Source organism: Novosphingobium sp. BL-S-24, from assembly GCF_055521575.1.
Map to the genome: position 1 here is coordinate 2,553,621 of NZ_CM145488.1, position 23,858 is coordinate 2,577,478.

Genomic DNA, 23,858 nt, shown 5'->3' on the forward strand with positions numbered 1-23,858 from the left:
ACGTTGCCCCTGAAGGCCGTTGGTACGCCGCCCCGGGGCCGGGAGGAGTCACGGCCGCATGTCCGGCGTATATGCGCAACTGATGCGACTTCCTGGGACTCTGGCGCACATGGCGCAGTTCCAATCGATGTTTGCTGAGCGGCCGACCGCGATCTGATCGGTCGAGTGCGATCACCGTTCATTCCTGAGAACCGCAGCCATGCCATAGGCGGAAGTAAGGCATCTGCACTCAATTAGCGAGCCAGGGTTTGAGGCGACCAGACCGCCGCGATACTCGGCTGGATCCGCGTATCCCGAATGTCCGACCAAGCTTATCGGTGGGCATTTCTCACGACTTGCTGGCGATGATGACCAGAAATATTCTTCGGAGACAGCATGGCCTCGCTTTGTCTTCAATCGCTGATCCGTGCCGTATTTATTGCAATCGCCGCAGTGGCGATCAACGCGGGGCCCGATAGTGCAGCAAGAAAGCTTGACATCCGTAGCACTCGTCATGCGGAATTCACTCTCGTATGTCGACAGCGTCTTTGCTCTTAATCGAGATCGTCAGCTATTTGTGAATGTTACCGATGTCGATTCAGCTAAGGGAATGGATGTTGAGCGCTGCATTGATCCTGGTGAAGGGGGCGGATGGTTCGTTGATCGTCACCCGTTGATCCATGACGACCTACCCGCGCAGATAACCTATACGTCGGGCACGGAGGGAAAGCCGAAAGGCATCATCCTGACTTATGCCAATGTTGCAGATGCAGCGGAGCGTATGATCGATCAGATGGGTTTGACGTCTGACGTACGCGAGTATGTTGGCGTACCCGTCAGCTACAGTTTCGGCATTGGTCGTATCCGCGCCATCAGCGCGGTTGGCGGTCGGTCGTATCTGCCGCCGCGCGGCTTCGATCCGCTTGAGTTTTCGCGAATGCTGGCGGCAGATGAGGTCAACTCGCTGTCGGCCGTGCCGACGCTTTTGCGGATAGTTTTGAAGGCCCAAACCGTCATCGGCGATGCAGGCAAGAACCTACGGTGGCTCGAAATCGGTTCGCAATATATGAGCGGCGCGGAAAAGAGGGGGATACGCGCGCTTTTTCCCAATGCGCGTATCATTCAGCATTACGGTCTAACAGAAGCCTCGCGCAGCACTTTCCTCAATATCTCGGAAGCTCCGGACGAGCATCTGGAATCCGTCGGCATGCCGGTTGGCGCTACTGAAGTCGCCATATCGACGGAGGGACGTATTCGTATCCGTGGTCCGCACGTTGCGCGCCATTGTCTGATCAACAATGCGTTGTCGAATCTTGGTGGCGACGACGGGTGGCTTGAAACCAGCGACCTCGGCCACTTTGACGACGGATATCTCTACTACGATGGCAGAGCCGACGACCTGATCAACACGGGCGGAATAAAAATCAATCCGGACTTGCTCGAGACACGTATCGGCGTTTTGTTAGGGCAGGGCGGTCGGATCGCTGTGACCAAAGTGCCCGACCCGCTTCGTGGTGAAGGTATTCTGGTTGCGACCGAGCTGTTTGATCTGACAGTCGACCGGGTTCACTCCGCCGCCGTGGAAGCTTTGAAAGAATTCGGAGTAGTCGTGGGAGATGCGTTGCATGTCAGCATCGTTTCCGCGATTCCACGGACGGCCACCGGTAAAGCAAAACGCCGGCTGCTCACTCAGGAGTTTGTTGAGCAGAGCAGGGTTGTTCCCGTCGATCCCGTGGTGGATGATGCAGTCGCAACGAAGCCCCGAGACGTACAGGCTTTCTTTCAGGACTTCTTTTCTGGGCGGCGTATCCGTCCCACGGACAGCTTTGAAAGCATGGGAGGGGATTCCCTTAGCTACATTCAATTCTCGCTCGGCTACGAGGGGCGCTTTGGCGCTCTACCTGACAGGTGGGAATCTCTGACTATTGAACAATTAGAACAGAAAGCGAGAACTGTTGGAAAAGTCGGATGGCCCAGTTTGGACGTGGCCATATTGACACGCGCATTCTTCATGATTTGTATTGTCGCACTCCACTTCGATACGTTTGTTTACAGCAAAAATTGGGGTGCTGCCTATTTTCTGTATATGCTCTGCGGTTACAGCATCATGCGCTTCCAATGGCCGGAAATCAGCCGGACCGGGAAGGTCGGCACGATACTCGGCACTGCGCTGAGCGTGGCTATCCCGACGGTGATGGTGATTATCGTAATGCAGCTTTGGTCTAGAGCTTTCGAGTTAAAACCATTGCTGTTGATATCAAACTGGTTTGATTCACATCAATACCATGTCGCGTATTACTATTTCGCTGAAATATACATCCAGCTCATCCTGATCGTCGCCGCGATAATGTCCTTCTCGACGATGCGGAAGTTTCTGAAAAATAGCCCAATGACGTTTTGCACCATCCTGCTGGTGACTTCGATAATAGTCAGCTGGATATCCGAAAAAGTCTGGGATACGACCTTCATCTATCATCGTACGCCTATCTGGTATTTCTGGACGGTTGCTGCCGGCATGTTGATGGCAAGTGCCAGGGACTTTCAAAGCCGCGTGGTGGCGATGGTGATCGTCAGTGTTGCTGTGGTAGATCATCATGGATTGACGTCGGCAAGCGCTTATATATGCGCGGGAGCAGCGTTGCTGCTTTTTGCAACCTCCATCAAGGTCTCTTCGAATACAAAATTGATAGTGTCCGAGGTCGCGGGATCTTCGATGTTCATGTATCTCAGCCATGGCCAGGTCTGGTCCCTCGTCGTGCGAGTGTTCCACGGACCAAGGCCCTGGATTGCGCTTAATGTAGCAATCGGAGTGGGCATTGTCTTTGCACACTCATACCACTGGGTCGAACGCAGGGTGCGCGCTTTCCTAAACGCTCGCGGTGCAAGTTCCAGCGGTATCCTTCAGGACGCTCAGCTGTACGAACTCAGTATTGAATCGCGAGAGCTGCCAGTTGGCAAGCAAGCAGTTCACGCTATGAATTGACGATTATTCTGAGGTCGTGAACTACCGCCCAACCGCGGTGCATATCATAAAGATATTATTAATCATCTAGTTGCGACAAAGCTTTCACATCGTTCGCGTTACTGGACGCTGATTTCCCATCGCGCGGGTCAGTTAGAGGTGACACCCTTCGTTACTATCGTGCTTCTTTGGGCGGAAGGTCGAGCGAAAGACTGGCACTGATCGCTTTCAGGATCACGAGCGATTTTTGAAGCATTACGGGTGAATCGCCCCGCTCAATGCCAATGTCTTCCTTCACCTCGGCTGCGGTTTCAACAACATCAATAGCCTCGGCGACGCTGATGACCGAATGCGCGATCAGGCTATGGATGAGGCTCTCGATCAATAACAAGGCTGTTTGGCCGTACGCCGCTGCATCTTGTTCGAAAGCCCGACAGTCGACACCATTGTCGTTCGGGGTATCCCTATTCACGCACCGCACTCCGGTCAGGCAAGAGCTCTAGTCTCTCAGCCGCCGGTGCCTGATGACTGGGCCGACGATCACAGGATCATAGCAGAATCGGAAGCGGATTTCATCACTCATATCAACTTTGGATATTATAACAGGACAATGTAATAGTGTAGGGAGATGTGAGATACAGCCTTGTGGAAAATCGGTTTATTGAGAAGCTGCGCAGCTTTGGGCATTTAGATAGAAACGACATTGCTGCCTTGAAGGCCGCCACCGCCCGGCCGCGCAAATTCGCTGCGCGAAGAGACCTGATCCGCGAAGGCGATCGCCCTGGTCCGTCGTTCGTCTTTCTGGAAGGCTGGGCCTGTCGCTATAAAATATTGCCCAGCGGAACGCGCCAGATACTGGCATTTCTAATGCCCGGCGACTCGTGCGACCATCATGTTGGCTTGCTGGCCGAAATGGACCACGGTATTCAGACCATCTCCCCCGCCGTGGTGGCCACGATTGACAGGCCTGAGATGGACCGGCTCATGGACGAGCATCCCAACATCGCCAAGGCTATATATACGGCACAGCTTGTCGACGAAGGTACGATGCGTGCCTGGATTACCAGCATGGGCCGGCGTAGCAGCATCGAACGTGTCGGCCATCTCATGTGCGAGTTATATCTGCGCGCGCGCAACATCGGCCTGACCGATAAACCCGAACTGGATTTGCCTGTATCGCAGCTCTTGCTAGCGGACGCGCTTGGAATGACGCCGGTGCATTTGAACCGCGTTTTAAAGGAACTGCGGTTAGCCGGAGCAATGACGCTTCAGCGTGGCAGTCTGACGATTGTGGATCCCAATAAATTGATACAGATCGCCGGGTTCGACGAAAACTACCTGCATAGACGATTACGCCGCCCTGGTTGATTCAGTAGTTTGCTGAGCGCGCCGTCGCGTTTCGAGCTCGCGCCAGGCTAGGGGATACCACTTCAGCGTCTGGAAATCAGGCGATTAACTGGTCCTGCGGTCTAACCCCGCAATCACCGGCAGGAATTTTGCGTCGGGCGTTCAGAATGTGTCGTTCCACGACGCACGGCGCAATTGTCAGTATGAAAGCGATTTCCTTGATGGAATCTCCTCGAGCAGCGGGCACGATCACTTCCCTTTCACCCTGATCCATCTTGCTCTCCTCGCTTATTTGTTGATTTTCTCAAAACTTCCTTTTGTCGATCATGCATTTGCTTGTTGGGCGGGCCTGATCTTTTCGGACTTGCTGGAAATTTGCTCAGCCTGAAATCGAAGCAGCAGAAGCAGGGTGCCGGACGTGTCGGTAATCTCCATCGACCATTCTCCGTCATTCCAGATCTTATCTCCCGCATTGGTCAACAGATCGCCCGCGAACCGTACCGCTTCAATGCGCGCAGCAGCCAAATCCGGAAGAACTGTTCCCTGAAGGTCCGGATAGCTTTTGTGGTCTTTCACATGAAAGAAATACCGAGGCACAGTACCTCCGCTCCTTTTAAAAAGGCCTATAAAACGTCCTGCAGCAAGGATGACGCGAGCGTTGGCTGTTGTATCCTACGCTATAGTCTATCAGACGACCGCATGTGCACATTGATCAAGATCAAGTATTTTAAAATTAAATTTTATGTCATGGATGTCTAACGGCGAGATATAAATCGGGTCGCCGTCTGGCCTATTGAGTTTTCGGTCAGGTCATCGTGGCGTTATCGCATTGCTTGACGTGTTGGGCCGTATCCTGCGCTGACAGATGCCGAATGCGCCAATGCCTGCCATCAAGAGCGGGCGTCGCCACTCATTATAACCCGAAGATACGGCGCTAAATGAATAGCAGTGCATGTTTTCTCAAACTTAGACTTAGAAATTGCGATGGATGGTTGAATAGATCAACCTAGAAGTATAGTTAATGTTCGGGAAAAAATAATATATCAACGGGGTGAGAAAGGTTTTTATTATATGAGAATTCATTTAGGATTTGGACCGTGCGATTTTTTTGAACGCGTGGATCAGCGACGTAGAACTGTCATTTAAGGTCTCTATCGGCGCCCTCAGAACAATTTGTCGCACCTGTGGGGCCAATCATGAAAATAATGACTGCCAGCGCAATCGTTGCGCTGCAAATTTCTACGAGCACATTTGCTTTGGCCGCGGATGTCGTTTCGGCTGCCGACGGCCCGGATGTGGGTGATGCCATCATCGTAACGGGCACGCGTGACGCAAAGCGTACAAAGTTCGATGCGCTTGCACCGATTGACGTCCTGTCCTCCAAATCGGTCGACAGCAGCGTTTCGAACGATCTTTCAGATACGCTTGCTCAACTGCTCCCGTCCTTCAATGTTCAGCGTCTTCCGGCGGCAGACGGCCAAGCCTTCGTTCGTCCGGCCACGTTGCGCGGTTTGTCCGCAGACCAGACGCTCGTATTGGTCAATGGCAAGCGCTATCATCGGTCCGCGCTGCTGGGCACACGGGGTGCACAATCCGCCGACTTATCGACCATTCCCAATCTTGCCATCAAGCGGATCGAAGTGTTGCGCGACGGCGCGTCGGCACAATATGGTTCGGACGCCATTGCCGGTGTAGTCAATATCATCCTGGACGATCGGCCTGGCATGGAGGCCTATGGTCAGGTTTCGCAATATTATAAGGGCGACGGCACGAGTTATCAGACTGGTGGGCAAGGGGGGCTTTCGCTCGGCGATCGTGGTAGCCTTGTCCTCACTGGAGAATTTTCCAAGTCCGAAGCCACATCGCGTACGCGCCAGAGACCGGATGCAGCCGCTTTTCAGGCGGCCAATCCCAATCTTGCCGTTCCCAATCCAGTGCAGCGTTGGGGGCAGCCGGACCTCCGTACGGTTCGCGCGGGATTGAATGCGAACTATGATCGGTCTTAAAGCTTGGATGACAATCGGGATGGTCAGCACAGGAACGCGATGAATGTGTCGCGCTCGCCGCCATCTGTGCTCGCCAATTCGCGGCGCAGGCGATTTCGGAATTTGAACGATCGGTCAGCCAGGCGTCAGCAGGGGCGCCCGCTTGTAGAAATCGAGAGATTCCATCTCATACGTGGCCGGACTGTCAGGCGTGCTGCTGTCGTGCAATCTTTTCCAATGTGCGAACAGGCCCATGATATGCGGGGGGTCACCATGGATTTCCGTAAATCCGCCGTTGAGTGAACGGGTGTCGAAATAGGCGGCGTTAACCTCGTCAGCCCACAGCTCGGTGGCGAGGGGATAGCCCATGTCGATCCAGCGCTGCCGTTCTTCCGCGAAGTCGGAGGCGAGGTAGGCGACGTGATGAAATCCTTCCTCTCCATTGGCGAACATATCGCGATAGATCGAGGGTTTTTCGTCGTGCTGCTCGATGAACTGGATCATCATGTCGCCAAGATAGCCAAAAGCGTACGAGACATCCGCCTGCTCCGGTGTACCGCGATACGTGAACTCATCGCAATGATGATGACGCACCATGCAAAACGGTCCGGCGCCAAAGGCAGCGGACCACTTTTGTGCTGCCTCGTCGATGCTGTTTACATACCATGCCTGCTGAAACAACGCGCGCTTGTCCATCATCGCTCTCACTTCATTCTGCTGCCTGCTGAAGGGGCTGTTCCATGTAAGGCTGCAATATCTGATCGACCTTCAAGGCATCCGGCACGTTCATAGGACCAATGCGTCGATCGACTTCCTCGTGAAACCAGTAGATCCGGCGTTCCTGATAGTTGATCATCATGCCGGTAAACCCTCCCGATTCCAGGCTGCGCTGGATGGGTGCTAGATTCACCATATCTTCTTCAAGAACCGCGTCGAAGATCGGCAGGAACTTCTCCCAGAAGTCTGGTCGATCTCCATCGCCCCAGTCGGGCGCCACGTAGATCGCCTGCATGGTGCAGTGCCCCAGCCCATCAGGCCAGAACAACAGCACCGGAAATCCGGTTGGCTCAACCGGGGTAATCAGGTTCGGGAATGCCATATAGGCGACATTATTTAGGCGGTAGAAATCAGGCATGGAGACGATGTCCGGCGCACCTTCGAACTCGACAAAATTAAAACCCTGATTCATTTTCTTGCGGGTCGCCATACGCGAGTGGCCGCCTTCCATCAGCCCCATCGCCGACGCTTTGCTTTCAAGCATGATCCCTGCGTTGGTCGGATGGATGGTGTTGATGTGGTAAACCTCAAGGAACGCGTCCATGGCGACCTTCCAGTTGCAGGCTATGGAATACTCCTGGACGTGGATGGTCCGCAGTTTCTCCATGCCGACGCATTCGAGTTCGGCGATAATCGGCCCCAGGTATTCCTCAAGTGGCTGGGCCTGCTTATCAAGGTTGACGAAAACCCAGCCGCCCCAGGTGTCGCACGATACTTCCATTAGCCCTCTTTGGGACTTGTCCAGGCACGGAAAGTCACGTTCGTCAGGGACACCTTTAAGCTTCCCGTCGATGCCATAGGACCAACTGTGGTATTGGCAGCGCAGCAGGCGGGTGTTGCCTGATTCCTCGCGAACGACGGGTGCCCCGCGATGGCGACAGGTGTTGTAGAACGTGCGCAGTACCATGTCCTGCCCCCTGATCAGCAAAAGGGGCACGCCAAGCCGATCCCACAAGCGGTAGTCTCCGGGGTTCCGCAAATCCTCGTCGCGGCCCGCGCAGACCCAGCTTTTCAGAAGGACGTGTTCGCGTTCGAGGGCGAAAAACTCCGGGTTGGTGTAACGGCCGCCGGGTATTTCAGGCAGCGGCGGAAAGTCGGGGCGCGGTTCGAGCCTTGCTGACTCGAAAGCAATGACGTCCTCTACTTCGTCGTAGATGTTGCCTGGCATCGGATTATCCTCTCGCCATGACTCAAGTCGTATCGACGGGTATGCTCAAGTCATTGGAATTATTGTTATCGCGTCTTGTGCTCGAAGTGGGATGCAACCCTATCCGGCTGGCCAGCTCTACTATCCAAATGATTAGATGGGCCGTCATCGGGGGCAAGGACTGTGCAGTGGCCCGGTCCGTCAAACTACAACATAAGACAGTATCACCAGTTTTGGCCGGAGGTCATCCTCCGCCATAGTACAGATGGCAGCAGGAATAGAAATGGCTGCATCACGAGAGAGGGATGCTATGGAAGCCGGGCTTTTACAGGACAAAGTCGCGATCGTCACAGGGGCGGGCCGGGGCATCGGTCGCGCGATCGCGTTGGCCTACGGCGCTGCTGGAGCGAAGGTGGTTGTTGCTTCCCGCACACCCGAAACGGTGGACCGCGTCGCCAGGGAGATCGTCGATGCCGGCGGTACCGCCATCGGCGTCCCTTGCGATGTAGGCCATCGCGATGATGTGATGGCATGTGTGAACAAGGCGGTGGAGCAGTTCGGCTCGGTGCATATCCTGGTGAACAATGCGCAGGGTTTCGGCACCGAAGGAGATCCGCAGCCCTCCACCATTTTCGTAGCCTGTGAGGATACCGACGAGGATGAGTGGGAATACACCTTCCGAACCGGCGCTACAGCCACGCTCTGGTTCATGAAAGCCTGCTTCCCGCACATGAAAGCGGCTGGCGGGGGCAAGATCATCAACTTTGCTTCCAGCTCCGGTCAAATCGGTTTCGAAGGCAATACGTGTTATAACGCGACCAAGGAGGCGATCCGCGCGCTTTCGCGTACCGCCGCACGCGAATGGGGCCAGTACGGGATCAACGTAAACATCATCAATCCCGCACTGGAAACCCGGGCATTCGACAAATGGAAGGCCGCGCGGCCGGAGTTCGTCGAGGCGTTGAAGGATAAGATCCCGATGCGTCGCCTGGGCAATCCCGATCGCGATGCCGGGCCGCTGGCGGTGTTCCTTGCTGGCCCAGGGTCGGACTACATCACCGGGCAAACGATGATGCTCGAAGGCGGTATGCATACTTTGCCCTAAGCGTGTTGGAGGCGCGAGGGGGATCTGCGTTTTCGCTACGACATTGCGCGCAGACAACGCCATTCAGCAATGTTAGGAGATACGCGCAAAAGCAAAAAAACGGACTTGGGATGAAGAGCTTGGCTTGCGGGCTGATTTTGCCCAGCGCGACGGAATGCCCCCGCTTTAAAGGTAAGTGGATTGCGCCTGCCACGTTCAGCGACATTGCCGCGACCATTCAGCCTTATCGGCTGACGATGATCACGGCGTCGCCAGGCAGCGGAAAGACGCGACTGATGGCGCGCTTGCACAATCACTTCGAGGTAGCCCTGCATCTATGCTGCTGGCTGCGTCTCGCACCGGGGACTGCGGGATCGGGAACGGTTTCCCGCCAACTCGCAACCGTATTCAGCCGTTCGGTGCTGGGCGACAAAAGCTCCACCTCAGCGCTCCTCATGGCTCATGACGTGCACCCGGACGTGATCATCAGCGTTGCGCTTAATGAAGTGGGAGCGTTTGGTGGTGAGGTGGTGCTGTTTGTCGATGATGTCCATGCGGCCGATCCCGAGGCAGTGGAAGATTTGCAGCGCCTGATTGAAGGAGCGCCGCGCAATTTGCGGGTTGTCGTGGCTTCACGGATGCCGACGGGGTTGAGGCTGGCGCGGCTGCGCAACGAAGATGCATTGCTCGAGATTGACGATACAAAGCTGGCCGTCTCATTCAAGCAGATCGCGGAACTGGTTCAAGAAGCGGGCGTGCCACCGCTGACACTGGCTGAAACGCGGGCGCTGTGGGCGCGCACAGGAGGGCGGGTAGCGGCGGTGCGCCTGCTGGCCAGAAATCGCCTGCGCAAAGGTGGCGATGGTGCTGCCGGTGGCTTTGCGATTGGCCGCGACATCCTGGAATACTTCGAAGAGGAACTGTTCCGCGATCTTTCTGACGAAGCGCGGGGGGCGCTTGATGCCATGCTGGTCCCGCACCGGCTGGACCACGACTTAATGGTGGAACTGGCGGGGCATGCCGACGCTGAGGCATACATCCAGGAGTATCGGGCGCAAGGACTGCTTATGCGCCAGTCGAAGGGTGCCGGTAGTACGTACGAGGCTATTCCGCTGCTGGTCGATGTTTTGCGGGCGCAGAGCCTTTGCACCCCGGAGGAATTGGCCGCGCTGCACTTGCGCTGCTGTCACTGGTTCGAAGCGAAAGGCAAACCCGCGCTTGCGGCCTCCCACGCGATGGACGGGGGTGACGTTGCCCGAGCGATCGAACTCGTGGAGCGTTGCGGCGTTACGATGATCGCGCAGGGACATGTGCTGGAGTTGCAGTCCTGGCTCGAACGGTTCTCGCCGGAAGATTTGCACAAACGGCCAACCGCACTACTGGCGGTCGCCTGGGCGCTATCTCTGCTCTATCGGCTAGACGAGGCCGAGGCTCTTGTTGCGCCCCTTTCCGCGCAGTTGGCCTGCGATCCTTCGCCTGATGCGTCGCTGGCGGCAAATCTATCGGCGTTGCAGGTAATGCTGCTGTCTATGCGCGACGATTTCGCCCGCGCGAGTGCTGATGGCCGTCGGTGGCGTGCGCGCAATCCAGCCGCGAGCGACTGGTTTGGTAGAGTGGTCGACAATTCGATCGCCTTCTGCCTGGCACTCAGCGGGGACTTCGAGGAGGCGCGCCTCACGCTCGACAGTGCATATCTCCCCGCCGCTTATGAGAGCAGCCCCTACGCGACGATCTACTCTCGCTGCATTCTGGGCCTCATCGATTTGCGCGATGGACAGGTCCGCCATGCAGAGGCTCATTTCGCAAGCGCCCTGAAACGAGCGGAGGCCGACATGAGCCTGCAATCGACCGGCACCGTGATGGCGGCGGGATTGCTGGCCGGCGCGCTGTACGAACAAAACGAACTCGTCCGCATGGAACAGGTTATAGAGGGCTATGCGTGGTCGCTCCATGCCCATCTGTTCACCGACGCCCGCTTTCAGGCTTATCGGGCAAAAGCACGCATGCTTTCCAAGCGCGGGCAATATCGCGCTGCGATCACTGCGCTGGAGACGGTGCTCGATGCCGGCCCTGCCATCCGGCTGACGCGACTGCACGTCGATGTGCTGTCCGAAAAGGTCATTGTTGCGCTCGAATACCATGATACCCGCACTGCAGGCGCCTATGTTCGGGCATTGGTCGAACAACGCGATCGGCTTCCTGAGGACGACCCACTAGGGCCTTATATCAATGCAGCGATCCTGGGGTCGCAGGCGCACCTGGATATCGAATTGGCGTCACCCGAGCGTGCCCTCGAACCTCTACGCCAGGCAGTGAGGCTGGACCTTGCCACCGGGTGGAACCTGCGCGGTTTTCATTACGCCATACTGGGTGCCCGGGCACTCTGGAGAATGCAGAAGCGGGATCGCGCCTTGGCTATAATGCAGCGATTGCTGCGCCACGCTGCCCGTAATGGCATTCAACGGACGATCATCGACGGTGGCCGGGATGTTCGCGCGATGCTCGACGCCCTGACGGCAAGGGGCTGGCAGCCGCAGGACCATCGCCAGACCAAATTGATGCAGAACTTGCGCGAGGCCTTCGACCCCGGCTTGGTGCAGCGCGACACCGGCAAGCGCCAAGCGGGGGAACAGCCCGACAGTCTACTAACGGAGCGAGAGATCGAACTCGTGCGGTTCGTTCGCGCGGGACTTACCAATCGCCAGATTGCGGAGCGTATGCGCGTGAGCGAAAATACCATCAAGTGGCACCTCAAGAACGTGTTCGAGAAAGCCAGCATCACCCGCCGGTCGGAACTGGCGAACCTGGCGCTGATGTAGGCCGTCCACCCACCCTACCCAAGCGACAGGGTGGTTCCGCAGATCGTGCGCGAGCCTCATCTTGCTCGCCATTCCGATAGAGACAAGGCGCGCAGCGCCAAGGGAGAGCGAGAGCGATGACAGCGGCAGCCACATTCCGGGTCGACCCTTCGTGGTACTGGACCAGGGAACGCGCTGATCAGGAGTGGGAGCATATGTGGACGAAAGTCTGGCATATGGGACCACGCGCAGAAGAAATCCCCGAGGACGGGGACGTTTTCATCCACACCCTCGGCCGGGAAAGTCTTCTGTTCGTGCGGATGCCGGACGATAGCGTGCGCGGCTATTTCAACGTGTGCCGCCATCGCGGGAATCGCCTGCTTCTAGGGGAGGACGGCCCCGCATTCGCCCCGCAATTCACCTGCGCCTTCCACGGCTGGGTGTATGATCTGGATGGAAGGCTGATCCACGCGCCGTACAAGGAACGCTTCGATCCTGCCGTGATCAACGATCCGGCGTGTACGTCCCTACGGACGTTCCGCGTCGAGCAATTCGCTGGATGGTTATGGTTCACGCTTGACGAAGAAGCCCCGCCTTTGCGCGAATACCTCGGTCCGCTGGCCGAACGGCTCGATGCCTACAAAATGGAGCGCGCGACGATCGTTGATTACAAGACGTTCGAATTCGGCTGCAACTGGAAGACGACGTTCGACGCCTTCAACGAAAGCTATCACTTCCAGACGCTGCATTCGGAAATTCTGGCTTGGGGCAATGAAGATGCGCCGATCACGCTGCTTGGCATTCACAGCTACATGGTCAACGAATACGGCAAGCCAAGCTCGCTATACCCGGAACAGGAAAAACTGAACCCGCAGCTTGAAGTCCTGCTCAGTTCAAATGGCATCGACGTGGCGACCTTCGATGGAAAGGCGACCGATGTACGACGCGCGGTTCAGGAAGCGAAGAGGAGCCGGGAGGGCAAGGGCGTCTTCCCCTACGAGGGGCTGAGCGACAGCCAACTGAGCGACGCATACCATTACATGCTGTTCCCGACGACCCACTTCAACCTTTTCCCCGAGTTCTACGTTTCACTTCGCTACCGCCCGCATCCAAGCGGCGACCCGGAGAAGATGTATTTCGATTTCATCATGTGCGCGCCGATGGAGGAGGACGAGGTAGCGCCGCCCTATAGCCACCGCGTGGTGCGCGGCGGTGAAGAACCGGTCGAGGATGTGCTGAAGTGGGGCGTGCGTCAGCATCCGATCGTCAACGAGGTGCTTGGGCAGGATGTCGGCCTGGTTGAACATGTGCAGCGTGGGCAGCGATCGCAAAGTTTCGCGGATGCGATCCTCAGCAGCGACGAGCGGCGGATCACGCATTTCCATCAAAACATTGATGAACTGATCCGGGGCCGATCCATTCGGGAACTGATCGCCACCAATCCGGTCGAGCCCGACGCTCACCCCGGGGCCTGAGGAACACCAAAGGCATGGCGGCAAGACGCGTCCATCTGGTGTGCGGAGCGCCTACGCATGACACCAACTATGTCAGGCTGGAACTGCTCAAGGAATTGCAGTCGCACGACAATGCCTGGGTAACGGTGGCTGACGATTTCTCCGACCTCGACAAGATCGCGGAGGCCGATGCGATCGTCGCCTATACCTGCAATGTTTCGCCCGACGACATTCAGCTGGACGCGCTGGATGCCTTTCTGGATCGCGGGGGCCGGATGTTCGCCATGCATGCCACGAACGCATTGATCCGCTTCACCGACGGGCCACCGATCGTGGCGCAGGGTATCGAAATTCCGGGGCAGGTCGATACGACCGACACCAATCCACGGTTCACCCGCCTGCTGGGCAGCCGGTTCCTGGCGCATCTGTTGCTGGCGCCGATGCAGGTAGACATCGCTGCGCCGGACCATCCATTGCTGGCCGGCATCAGTCCGTTCGAGGTCGAGGATGAACCATACGTGCTGGAACTGACCGGACCTGCGCAAGTGCTGCTGACTGCACGCTTCACCGGCTCCAATCCGGGATACGTCCTGTCGGATTGGCCCAAGCCGGAGGACCGGGTACAGATGTATCTGCGCAGCCAGGGGGAGGGCGAAGTGCTGTACCTTGCGCTTGGCCACAGCAGCGGAAAGCACGATTTTTTGCCGTTGATGGAGGAAGGCCCGGTCACGCGCGGTCCGTGGGAAGCACCGGGCTTTCGTCAGGTTCTTGGCCGCGCGATCGCCTGGGCAATCGATGAACAACGATAACGGGAGGATTGATCTGTGAGCCGCCAGGAAAACATCGACCTGCTCAACCGCTACTTCACGCTGATGCGCGATGGTGAGTGGGAGGCGGTGGAAGATTTTTATCACGATGACATCGTCATCCACATGGCCGGGACAACCCCCGCGTCCGGGCGGCTAAGCGGCAAGGCGGCGGTGACCGACAAGCTCATCGCCGAACAGGTTCACGGGGCGATGGTGCCCGAAAGCATTCGCTTTGCCAGTCGGTGGAAGATCATGTGCGCCGACGAGGAGCGCGTTGTCGCAATCATGGAAGGGGGCGGCCCAACCACGGCGGGCGATCGCTACGACCAGACCTATTGCGAGATATTTCGCTTTCAGGACGGCAAGATTATCGAGATGCATGCTTTCTTCGACACCGCCCTTGCCGAGCGGGCGCTGTTCCACAACCCACTGACCCATCCACGTGAACAGGCCAGCGGGCAGATGGACTACTGAGGGGTCGGACCGCCCCCTTAGATCGTGCGTCCGCCGTCGATGGCAAGTTCGGTGCCGGTCATGTAGCGGCTGGCGCTGGAGGCAAGGAACACCACCCCGTCCGCAATATCGTCCGGACGAGCAAGGCGCCCCATCGGCACGTCCGCGTTCATGGCGGCCCGCAGATCTTCCACCGGTTGATTGGCGATCTGCGTATAGCGTTCAAGGATGCCGTCAATCATTGCGGAATCAACGGCACCCGGGTTCACCGTGTTTACCCGAATGCCATAGCTGCCCCTGGCGAATTCCAGCGCTGCAACTTTGCTCAGCATGACGACGGCAGCCTTGCTGGTGCAGTATAGCCCGCTCATCGGGGTAGGCAGGTTGGCGGCGCCAGAGGCGATGTTAATCACCGAGGCGCCACCTGGCCGATCGGTAGCCTTACGCAGCAGAGGCAGCGCGCTCTGCATTCCCAGCAATACCCCTTCGACGTTGATCGCCATGCAGCGGTGCCATTCGGCGAGATCGATTTCCTCCACCATGCCCATGGGCGCGATCCCGGCATTGTTCACCAGCACGTCGATACGCCCGTGCATATTGCGCACATCATCGATCACGCTGGACCAGCTTTCTGCAGCAGTGACGTCGTGCGGCAAGATGCTTCCGGTATCATCCCCCCGCAGGTCGGTGGCATGCACCGTGGCGCCGGCGTTAGCGAGCGCGGCACGGATCGCGCTGCCGATATTTCCAGCCGCGCCGGTCACGACGGCCACCAGGCCGTTAAGGTTCGTATCCACGTCATCTCTCCCGTTGCTGCGCCACCGCAGGCGAAGACCATAAGGGTAGGGGTGGCGGCAGGCACCTACCCATCCGGACAGGTGGTTCGCGGTCATTGGGGCTGCAGCTACCACCGATGCAGCAAAAGCTAAAAAAAGGGGAGAATGAGATGTCAGGGCTTTCGTCACGAACGAACCTGCTTGCCTCTGCCGCACTGGCTGCCTTGGCGCCGTCGATGGTTTGGGCGCAGGACGCAGCACCGCAGGCGCAGGAGGGAACGCCCTTGCAGCAGGCATCAGAGATCGTCGTGACGTCTGCCCGCCAGCGGGCAGAGCGCCTGATCGACGTGCCGGTAGCGGTTACTGCGCTGAGCCAGCAGGACGTGCAGCGCTATAACGCCAACAGTCTGAGCGACATTGCGCAGATGGCTCCGCAGGTCCGTATTGCGCAGCAAGCGAGCGGCGGCGGCTCGTCTTTCGTCATTCGTGGCATCGGATCGTCGACGCTGGATACCGGGTTCGACCAGTCAGTGGCGATCAACGTCGATGGCGTGCAGACCGGACGTGGCCGATCGCTGCAGCAAAGCTATTTCGACGTGCAGCAAGTCGAGATCCTGAAAGGGCCACAGGCGCTGTTCTTTGGCAAGAATAGCCCTGCCGGGGTCATCTCCATGCGCACCGCCGATCCAACCCCTGAACTGTCGGCGGGTCTTACAGCAGGATACGAATTTCGTGCTCGTGAATGGATGGGGACGGGCTACATTTCGGCACCGCTGACCGATACGCTCGGCATCCGCGTCGCCTTCCAGGCCCGCACCATGCGCGGGTGGATGGAAACGATACCCGCTGCCGTCATTCCCAATCATGAACCGGCCACCGGCCTTGACATGTTGGCGGCGGACAAGTGGGGGCCGAAGCAGCGCGAGTTGATCGGCCGCGTGACGCTGGTTTACAAGCCGACCCCTGATCTGGACTTCAATTTCAAGTTCACCACCGGCGTGTCCAAGGATAATGGAGAAGGCACCAACGGCGAAATCGTCTATTGCGGCGGCGGACCGGTAAACGGTCTGGTAGACCCTTACGAGGATTGCCGCAAAAATCGCAAGGTCGCAGGCGCCTATGCGCCACCGGAACTACTGGCGGGCTACATCGGCGGTCGCGATGGCCTGCCTTATTCCAGCTACAAGCCGATCCTTGCATCGCTGACCGCAAACTGGAAGTCGGACACGATCGCCCTGACGTCCGTCACCGGGTATTTCCGGTACAAGCTGGGCTACCTCCAGAACGGCTTCGAGAAATCGAGCTATGCTTACAATCTTGGCTCGCAAATCGAAAAGTATCACTCGTTCTCGCAGGAATTGCGTGCGCTGACGACGTTCGATGGACCTCTCAATGCGATGGTGGGCCTGTTCTATCAGGATACCTCGCTCGACAACGCGCAGTCTTTCCGCATCGCCGCGCTGCCGCAGGACCCGGCCACCGGGTACTACCAAAGCATTTCGAAGACAGGCACGCTGGATGGCAAGACATACTCCGCCTTCGGTCAGATGACGTACAAGATACTGCCCGAGTTGGAACTGGCGGGCGGGGTGCGCTGGACGCGGGAAGAAAAGGAAGTCGCCCAGCGCAATACCTATGTCCACCCGATCCTGGCGGCGGCCTTCCCGCTCAGGGAGTTCGCAGGCAAGTTCAAGGGCAACAACTGGTCACCCGAGGCCACGCTGACTTGGCATCCGACAGGCCAGACCACGATCTACGGGGCGTTCAAAACGGGATACAAATCGGGGGGGTTCGGCCTGCCCGCGATCCTGAGCACCGGTACCACCAATTCGGATTTCACGTTTGGTCCTGAGAAGGTCAAGGGCGGTGAGATCGGCTTCAAGGGTGAGTTCCTGGGCGGAGCGCTCAGTTTCAACAGTGCGATCTACCTTTACGATTTCAAGGGTTTGCAAGTCGACATCTTCGACGGCACCAAAGTGACGTACCAGGTATTCAATGCCGGTTCGGCTCGAACCAAAGGCGCGGAGTTTAATTTGCGCTACCGCGCCACCGAAGCTCTGACGATCCGCGCGGGGCTCGGTTATAACAAGGCGCGCTACCGCAACTTCCTGTCCGCATGTTATGCCGGACAGACGATCGCCGATGGATGTAACCTGGCGGCTGATGCAAACGGCGTTTTCACCCGGCAGGATTTGAGCGGTGCGCCGCTTGTGCGGGCGCCGGATTGGTCAGGCAATTTTGGCGCGACATATGATGCGCCGATCACTGAAAGCTTTAACCTGTCATTGTCCGGCGACGTAAATGGGACGTCCAAGTACTTCTTCAGCGAGACGGAAGGGCCCGGCACCCTGCAGAAGAGCTTCTTCAAAATCGACGCCGCCTTGCGCTTCTACCAGCCGGATGGTGGTTGGTCTTTTGCGCTTATCGGCAAGAACCTGACCGACAAGTATATCATCGCGGGAGGCAGCGATCGTCCCGGTACGGGAGCAGGCGCAGGCACCAGCGTGTCGACTGACGCCGATATCATCGGGTATATCGAACGCCCGCGTGAAGTTATGTTGCAGGTCGGGTACAAGTTCTGAAATGGGTCGCCTTCGCAAATGAACCATCGCTCGAACGAAGAAACGGTACGCGATTACTATCGCGCCATGGGGGAGGGGGATTTCGCGCATGTCGTCTCCCTCCACGATCCCGATGTCATCTGCTGGATGTCGGGGACCAGCCTTGTATCGGGCCGCTTCGAGCAGCGTGATGCCCTGTACGAGCATATGGGGGAGCATGTGCTTGGTCCGCTGCTGTTCGGGGCAGAGCCGTATGTGAAGGGATCACGCCTTCTGCTCACCGATGGCGACTATGCCGTCGGCCTGCTGCATGGTGGACTGCCCGCGAAGGATGGAGGGCGCTACGAACAGTATTACTTGCAGGTGTTCCGGTGTCAAAACGGCCTGATCAGCGAGATTGCCGAATTGTTCGACACCGTGATGGTGGAGACCGCGCTGATGAAGAATCGTCTTGCCCACCCTCGCGCAGCGCCAAGTCACCCTTTCGATCTGGACCCGCCCGAGCTTAGCTCGTCACTGGACCGACGCGGAATGCTGGACGTGACGGCGAGGTTTACGCGCAATCTTTCCGTGAAGGACTTCTCAAAAGCCCGCACCCGTCTGGTTGCGGGAGCCAAAATCCGGGTTATCGGATCGACGCCGCTTTCGGGCCGAAGCCTAGATGTGTCAGTGTTGGAGAGACTTTTTGCCGATGGTCTGGGTCAACATCGGATCGTCGCGGCAAGTGGCGATGTGGCAATCGTGCTGGCTCATGCGGGCGGTGCTTATCCGCAGCAATACGGCCTTGTGATAGAGGCGGATGGCGATGGTATCGGCTGTATTTCGGTATTCCTCGACACTGTAGCGGCCGAGGTGCACCAGTTCGGCAACCCGGTCGTCCCCGCGGCATCTCAAAGCATCAAGCCCCCGTTTGATGTCATGCAAGCGTTCGGTGCTCCATCATGACCGTTGTCGCGATCCCAAACAACGTTCCGAGCGTATCCCGGTTACACTTCGACCCGCTTTTGTACGGAAAGCTGCACGTATCTGCCTGGGAAAACATACGCGGCGCGGCGATCCTTTTGCGGGATATCGTGCGTACGTCCGCCGATCTGGATCTAGTCCTGAGCGACAGTATTGCTCGCTTCACGGCCATCCGTGATGCGGAGGGGGAAATCCTGCCGGTGGGACGCACGCCGCGTCGCTGGTATGATATGACGATATTGCTGCGGTCCCCATTCATCGCTGCCACGCGATTGAGTGCGGAACCTTTTTGGTGCAATGAGGCTGGCATCTGGGGGCACGCTGGCAAGCGCGTTATGCCGGAAGTCGATCTCTCTGATTTCATTGATCGAACCACAGTGCGCTGCGCGATCATCATCCCGGTGCATCTGCCTCTGGCGCAGATCGGGATGGCGTGCCTGATCCCTCGCGATCCCGGCTGCGACGATCTTGGCACCGAGTTCGAGGCGTGCAGTGACGTGCTTGCCCTATACGCGACGCGCTTCATCACGAGCTACGTCGAGACGACGAAAGCGGCTTCCCGGCTGGCACAGGCACTAACTCTGTCAATTCGCGAAGTAGAATGCCTGCGCTGGGCTTCGCGGGGCAAAACAAACGACGAAATCGGCGTCATCGTCGGCCTCAGCCAAGCGACCGTGCGCTTTCATATTCGCAACGCTGCCGTCAAACTGGATGCGGTCAATCGAGACCAAGCAATATTCAAGGCGTGCCAGTTGGGCTATCTCCCTCCCTCGACCTGAAACGGCAGACTGCCTTTTCCCGGGCGGTGCTGCTTTGCGTCTGGCAGTAGATGCAGGCCTGAAGGATTGATTACGGATGCGTTACTTGAACAAGGCCGCCACTCTGACATGACCGGTGGTCCCAAAATCCTGCTGACCCGGCGGTGGCCCAGCGAAGTCGAGACGCGGTTGCAGCATTCATATCACGTGACGGTGAATGAAGGCGATGTTCCTCTCAGCGAAGCACAACTCGCCGAGGCGATGCGCGAACATGATGCCGTTTGCCCCACCGTGACGGACCGCGTGACGCGCGCCGTCATCACCGTAGAGGGGAGGCGAGCGCGCATCATAGGCAATTATGGCGCAGGTTTCGAACATATCGATACGGCTGCTGCGAAAGAGCAGGGGATCGTCGTAACTAATACGCCCGATGTGCTTACCGAAGCGACCGCTGACATCGCGATGACGCTGCTTCTCATGGCCTCTCGTCGTGCGGGTGAGGGGGAGCGGGAGTTGCGTGCCGGGAATTGGGCTGGCTGGCGGCCTACGCATCTTGTCGGACAATCGCTTTCGGGGAAGTTGCTGGGCCTTGTCGGTTTCGGGCGGATTGCGCGGGCGGTTGCGAAAAGGGCCGAAGTGTTCGGCATGCGGATTGCCTATTACAGCCGCCGCCCCGCTGCCGACATGCCGGAAGGTGCCTACTTCGCGGACCTTGGCGAACTGGCTGCACGCGCTGATATGATGTCGCTTCATGCGCCCGGCGGCCCGGATACCAAGCGCATGGTCGATGCGACCCTCCTGGCCCGCATGCCCGCCCATGCCGTGCTGGTGAACACCGGGCGCGGATCACTGATCGATGAGGAGGCGCTGGTGGAGGCGTTGGCCGAGCGCCAGATCGCGGCGGCGGGGCTAGATGTATATGAAGCCGAACCGAACGTGCATCCTGGGCTCCTGACGCTTCCCAACGTGGTGCTTCTGCCTCATCTAGGCAGCGCGACGATTGAAGCTCGAACCGCCATGGGCATGAAAGTGGCCGACAATCTGGACCGTTTCTTCGCCGGGGAGCCGCTGCTTGATCCTGTCGGTTGAACCCGTCGCGTATGCCGTTCGCATTTGGCTGGAAGCTAAAGGTAGCGGTCCTTTGGTTCTCGGCCTGTGCGGTTCGCAAGGGTCCGGCAAATCGACGCTGGCAAATGCGCTGAAAAACAGCATGGAAGCGAAGGGGTACAAGGTCGCCATCCTGTCGCTGGATGATCTTTATCTGGACCGCGCGGAAAGGCAGCGACTGGCGCGAGACGTTCACCCACTTTTTGCGACGCGTGGTGTTCCGGGAACGCATGACGTGACAAGCGGCATCGCTCTGCTGGACGCGATACGAGCAGGGCAGTCGGTGGTTCTGCCTCGTTTCGACAAGGCGCGCGACGAACCCTCACCTCAGGGCTGCAGCCCGGCGGCTGACCTCGATCTGCTGATTTTCGAAGGGTGGTGCGTTGGCGCCATGGCACAGGATTTGGCTGCGCTTGCCGAGCCGGTCAATACGCTCGAACGGGAAGAGGATCCCAAGGCGGTCTGGCGTAGCGCCGTGAACGTGGCTCTATCAGGCCCCTACGCGCAAATGTTTGACCGGATTGATCGTTTGGTCCTGCTCGCCGCGCCAGGGTTCGAAGTGGTGAGGGGCTGGCGCGGGCAGCAGGAAGACGAATTGCGAGCGCGGGTCGATCAAGGGGAGGCGGAAGGTTCGCGGGTGATGGATGCTATCGCGCTGGACCGGTTCGTGCAGCATTACGAACGGCTCACGCGCCATATCCTGAACGAGATGCCGGGGCGTGCCGACCTCGTGATCCCGCTCGCCCCCGATCGTACCATCCGGCCAGCTACATCGTCAGATCTCGACCTGTGATCCCAATTCGACGACCCGGTTGGTCGGCAGGTTGAAGAATTCCATCGGCGTGGCCGCATTCCGGATCATCCAGGCAAACAGCTTCTCCCTCCAGATCGCCATGCCGGGTTTTTCAGATGCGATCAGCGTTTGCCGGCTGAGGAAGTAGCTGGTCCCCATCATCTCGATCGGAGGTCCGCATTCGGTCACCTTCTTCATCGAGGCCGGAATGTCGATCTCCTCCATGAAGCCATGTCGCAGATGGACGCGGAAGAAGTTCGATCCGTGATCGACAACTCTTACCGGATCGATATCCACCAGATGGGGGACATCTTCGGTAACCACGGTTAGCACGATGACTCGCTCATGGAGAACCTTGTTGTGCTTTACGTTGTGAAGCAGGGCCGGGGGTACGCCATCAGTGGTCGAGGTGAGGAAGATCGCTGTGCCTTTGACGCGTTTCAGCGATTGCGCCGTCGATCGGATAAACAGATCAAGATTGATGGCCCCCTCATCCAGGTAACGCCGCATGATCTCCCGCCCCTTGGACCAAGTCGTCAGTGCCAGGAATACAGTCGCGGCGACAACGAGCGGAAACCATCCACCATCCGGAATCTTGGTCGCGTTTGAGAGGAAATAGGCGCCGTCGATGATCAGGAACAGGCCCGTGACCCCACCGGCGGCAAGGGGATGCCAACGCCACACGCTGAACGTCAGGACGCCCAGCATGCAGGCGGTGATGACCATCGTTCCCGTCACCGCTATGCCGTATGCGGCCGCTAGACTGGTAGAATTGCGGAACATCAGCACGACCAGGATGACCAGCACCAGCAGCGCCCAGTTGACGATCGGCACATAGATCTGTCCTTCAGCCGATGCGCTTGTGTGCAGAATTCGCAGGCGCGGCAGAAAGCCAAGCTGAACGGCTTGCCGGGTAACCGAAAAGGCCCCGGATATGACGGCTTGGCTGGCGATGATTGTTGCCATGGTCGCCAGGATTACCAAGGGCAGCCGTGCCCATTCAGGGGCCAACAGAAAGAACGGGTTCGATGCCGCTTCAGGGTGATCGAGCAGAAGCGCACCCTGACCCATGTAATTCAGCATCAGGCATGGAAGCGCTGCATACAGCCACGCCACGCTGATCGCTTTGCGTCCAAAATGCCCCATGTCGGCATAAAGGGCCTCTGCGCCGGTCACAGACAGGACGATCGACCCCAGCGCAAGGAAGGCCAGCTTCGGATCGATGGTGAAGAACTTGACCGCCCATAACGGATTGATGATGCCCACGATTTCCGGGTGACGCATGATGTTGAGGACACCCAGCACAGCAAGCACAGCGAAATACACGACCATGATCGGGCCGAAGAACGTCCCTACGCGAGCGGTGCCGTGCTTCTGGATCAGGAATAGCCCTACCAGGATGACGATGGCGATGGGGAGCACCAGTTCGCCGAGCGAGCTTTCCACGACCGTCAAACCCTCAACGGCGGACAGCACCGAGATGGCCGGAGTGATGATGGCGTCGCCATAGAAAAGCGCGGTGGCCAGCACGCCCAGAATGGCGATGGCCGGGGTCCAGCGGGTTTCCCCCAAGGATCGTGAGATCAGCGCCAGCAGCGCCATGCTGCCGCCTTCGCCTTCGTTATCCGCGCGCATCACGATGAAGACGTATTTCACCGTGACGATCAGCGTCATCGTCCAGAATACCAGCGACAGCACACCATAGATGTGCGGCGCATCGACGGCCAGCGGGTGGTGGCCGACGAAGCTCTCCTTCAGGGCATAGAGCGGCGACGTCCCGATGTCCCCGAAAACGACGCCCAAAGCGCCGAGAGCAAGGGAGGGAAGTCGTGCGTTTCCTGCATGGGTGCCATGCCCATCCACGGCCATCTGTTTACTGGTCAAATCAGATCCTGAAGATTGCCCAGAACGCCTATGCCACAGGATGCCGCACGATCGCTATGTGGATCACGCCGGTTTTGCATATGAATCGCGTATGATTTGGCGCGCAGGCAGCTTTTCTCGTCGTGGGCGAGCCGTATGGCGCCGGAACTTAACTTAGGCTAATCAGTTGCGTGGGGTGTGGCGCTATGTTTCGATATGGGTACGGGATGAGGGGATGGCCA

Annotated in this window: 20 protein-coding genes; 13 read left to right on the top strand and 7 right to left on the bottom strand. The window is 58.1% G+C overall.

Annotated features, from left to right (window positions below):
- Positions 1-457 precede the first annotated feature (457 nt).
- A complete protein-coding gene (locus ACZ1JM_RS17640; protein WP_465133644.1) occupies positions 458-2,962 on the top strand; it encodes an AMP-binding protein in 2,505 nt (834 codons plus the stop codon).
- Positions 2,963-3,116: 154 nt separating this feature from the next.
- Here the strand turns inward: ACZ1JM_RS17640 and ACZ1JM_RS17645 are convergent, their stop codons facing one another.
- On the bottom strand, positions 3,117-3,413 hold the full coding sequence (locus ACZ1JM_RS17645) for a hypothetical protein (RefSeq protein ID WP_465133645.1): 297 nt from the start codon (positions 3,411-3,413) through the stop codon (positions 3,117-3,119).
- Between the two features lie 158 nt (positions 3,414-3,571).
- Here ACZ1JM_RS17645 and ACZ1JM_RS17650 point away from each other — a divergent pair, with 158 nt between their 5' ends.
- A complete protein-coding gene (locus ACZ1JM_RS17650) occupies positions 3,572-4,309 on the top strand; it encodes a Crp/Fnr family transcriptional regulator (protein ID WP_465133646.1) in 738 nt (245 codons plus the stop codon).
- Between the two features lie 76 nt (positions 4,310-4,385).
- Here ACZ1JM_RS17650 and ACZ1JM_RS17655 read toward each other — a convergent pair whose 3' ends face one another.
- Positions 4,386-4,562: a hypothetical protein gene (locus ACZ1JM_RS17655; protein ID WP_465133647.1), complete on the bottom strand. Its 177-nt coding sequence runs from the start codon at positions 4,560-4,562 to the stop codon at positions 4,386-4,388.
- Between the two features lie 50 nt (positions 4,563-4,612).
- On the bottom strand, positions 4,613-4,864 hold the full coding sequence (locus ACZ1JM_RS17660) for a DUF6894 family protein (RefSeq protein ID WP_465133648.1): 252 nt from the start codon (positions 4,862-4,864) through the stop codon (positions 4,613-4,615).
- 629 nt (positions 4,865-5,493) lie between these two features.
- Between ACZ1JM_RS17660 and ACZ1JM_RS17665 the strand changes: the two genes are divergently transcribed.
- Entirely contained in the window at positions 5,494-6,294 is an 801-nt protein-coding gene (locus ACZ1JM_RS17665; protein WP_465133649.1) for a TonB-dependent receptor plug domain-containing protein, read from the top strand.
- Positions 6,295-6,408: 114 nt separating this feature from the next.
- On the opposite strand, the gene ACZ1JM_RS17670 is transcribed toward ACZ1JM_RS17665, so the two are convergent.
- Positions 6,409-6,972 carry a VOC family protein gene (locus tag ACZ1JM_RS17670; protein WP_465133650.1) on the bottom strand — a complete coding sequence of 188 codons (564 nt, stop codon included), beginning with the start codon at positions 6,970-6,972 and terminating at the stop codon, positions 6,409-6,411.
- A 10-nt stretch (positions 6,973-6,982) separates the two neighbouring features.
- Positions 6,983-8,218 (bottom strand): aromatic ring-hydroxylating oxygenase subunit alpha, encoded by a 1,236-nt coding sequence (locus tag ACZ1JM_RS17675; protein WP_465133651.1) that lies wholly within the window; start codon positions 8,216-8,218, stop codon positions 6,983-6,985.
- A gap of 262 nt (positions 8,219-8,480) precedes the next feature.
- Here ACZ1JM_RS17675 and ACZ1JM_RS17680 point away from each other — a divergent pair, with 262 nt between their 5' ends.
- The 5 genes from ACZ1JM_RS17680 to ACZ1JM_RS17700 all read left to right on the top strand — a co-directional run bounded on the left by ACZ1JM_RS17680 (position 8,481) and on the right by ACZ1JM_RS17700 (position 14,816).
- The gene (locus ACZ1JM_RS17680; protein WP_465133652.1) at positions 8,481-9,302 is read left to right on the top strand and encodes an SDR family NAD(P)-dependent oxidoreductase; all 822 of its coding nucleotides are present in this window, start codon (positions 8,481-8,483) and stop codon (positions 9,300-9,302) included.
- A 110-nt stretch (positions 9,303-9,412) separates the two neighbouring features.
- Entirely contained in the window at positions 9,413-12,100 is a 2,688-nt protein-coding gene (locus ACZ1JM_RS17685; RefSeq protein WP_465133653.1) for a LuxR C-terminal-related transcriptional regulator, read from the top strand.
- Positions 12,101-12,216: 116 nt separating this feature from the next.
- A complete protein-coding gene (locus tag ACZ1JM_RS17690; protein ID WP_465133654.1) occupies positions 12,217-13,554 on the top strand; it encodes an aromatic ring-hydroxylating oxygenase subunit alpha in 1,338 nt (445 codons plus the stop codon).
- A 14-nt stretch (positions 13,555-13,568) separates the two neighbouring features.
- Entirely contained in the window at positions 13,569-14,342 is a 774-nt protein-coding gene (locus ACZ1JM_RS17695) for a ThuA domain-containing protein (protein WP_465133655.1), read from the top strand.
- Positions 14,343-14,357: 15 nt separating this feature from the next.
- Entirely contained in the window at positions 14,358-14,816 is a 459-nt protein-coding gene (locus ACZ1JM_RS17700; protein WP_465133656.1) for a nuclear transport factor 2 family protein, read from the top strand.
- Positions 14,817-14,833: 17 nt separating this feature from the next.
- On the opposite strand, the gene ACZ1JM_RS17705 is transcribed toward ACZ1JM_RS17700, so the two are convergent.
- Positions 14,834-15,592: an SDR family NAD(P)-dependent oxidoreductase gene (locus ACZ1JM_RS17705; RefSeq protein WP_465133657.1), complete on the bottom strand. Its 759-nt coding sequence runs from the start codon at positions 15,590-15,592 to the stop codon at positions 14,834-14,836.
- 149 nt (positions 15,593-15,741) lie between these two features.
- Here ACZ1JM_RS17705 and ACZ1JM_RS17710 point away from each other — a divergent pair, with 149 nt between their 5' ends.
- The 5 genes from ACZ1JM_RS17710 to ACZ1JM_RS17730 all read left to right on the top strand — a co-directional run bounded on the left by ACZ1JM_RS17710 (position 15,742) and on the right by ACZ1JM_RS17730 (position 21,753).
- Positions 15,742-18,153, top strand: coding sequence for a TonB-dependent receptor (locus ACZ1JM_RS17710; RefSeq protein WP_465133658.1), 2,412 nt, complete (start codon positions 15,742-15,744; stop codon positions 18,151-18,153).
- 18 nt (positions 18,154-18,171) lie between these two features.
- Positions 18,172-19,077, top strand: coding sequence for a nuclear transport factor 2 family protein (locus ACZ1JM_RS17715; RefSeq protein WP_465133659.1), 906 nt, complete (start codon positions 18,172-18,174; stop codon positions 19,075-19,077).
- Positions 19,074-19,874, top strand: coding sequence for a helix-turn-helix transcriptional regulator (locus ACZ1JM_RS17720; protein ID WP_465133660.1), 801 nt, complete (start codon positions 19,074-19,076; stop codon positions 19,872-19,874). Before ACZ1JM_RS17715 ends, ACZ1JM_RS17720 begins: the two co-directional genes overlap by 4 nt.
- Before the next feature lie 108 nt (positions 19,875-19,982).
- Positions 19,983-20,942 carry a 2-hydroxyacid dehydrogenase gene (locus ACZ1JM_RS17725; RefSeq protein ID WP_465133661.1) on the top strand — a complete coding sequence of 320 codons (960 nt, stop codon included), beginning with the start codon at positions 19,983-19,985 and terminating at the stop codon, positions 20,940-20,942.
- The gene (locus ACZ1JM_RS17730; RefSeq protein ID WP_465135121.1) at positions 20,932-21,753 is read left to right on the top strand and encodes a kinase; all 822 of its coding nucleotides are present in this window, start codon (positions 20,932-20,934) and stop codon (positions 21,751-21,753) included. Before ACZ1JM_RS17725 ends, ACZ1JM_RS17730 begins: the two co-directional genes overlap by 11 nt.
- Here ACZ1JM_RS17730 and ACZ1JM_RS17735 read toward each other — a convergent pair.
- On the bottom strand, positions 21,736-23,622 hold the full coding sequence (locus ACZ1JM_RS17735) for a potassium transporter Kup (protein WP_465135122.1): 1,887 nt from the start codon (positions 23,620-23,622) through the stop codon (positions 21,736-21,738). The genes ACZ1JM_RS17730 and ACZ1JM_RS17735 overlap by 18 nt on opposite strands.
- Positions 23,623-23,858: the final 236 nt, after the last annotated feature.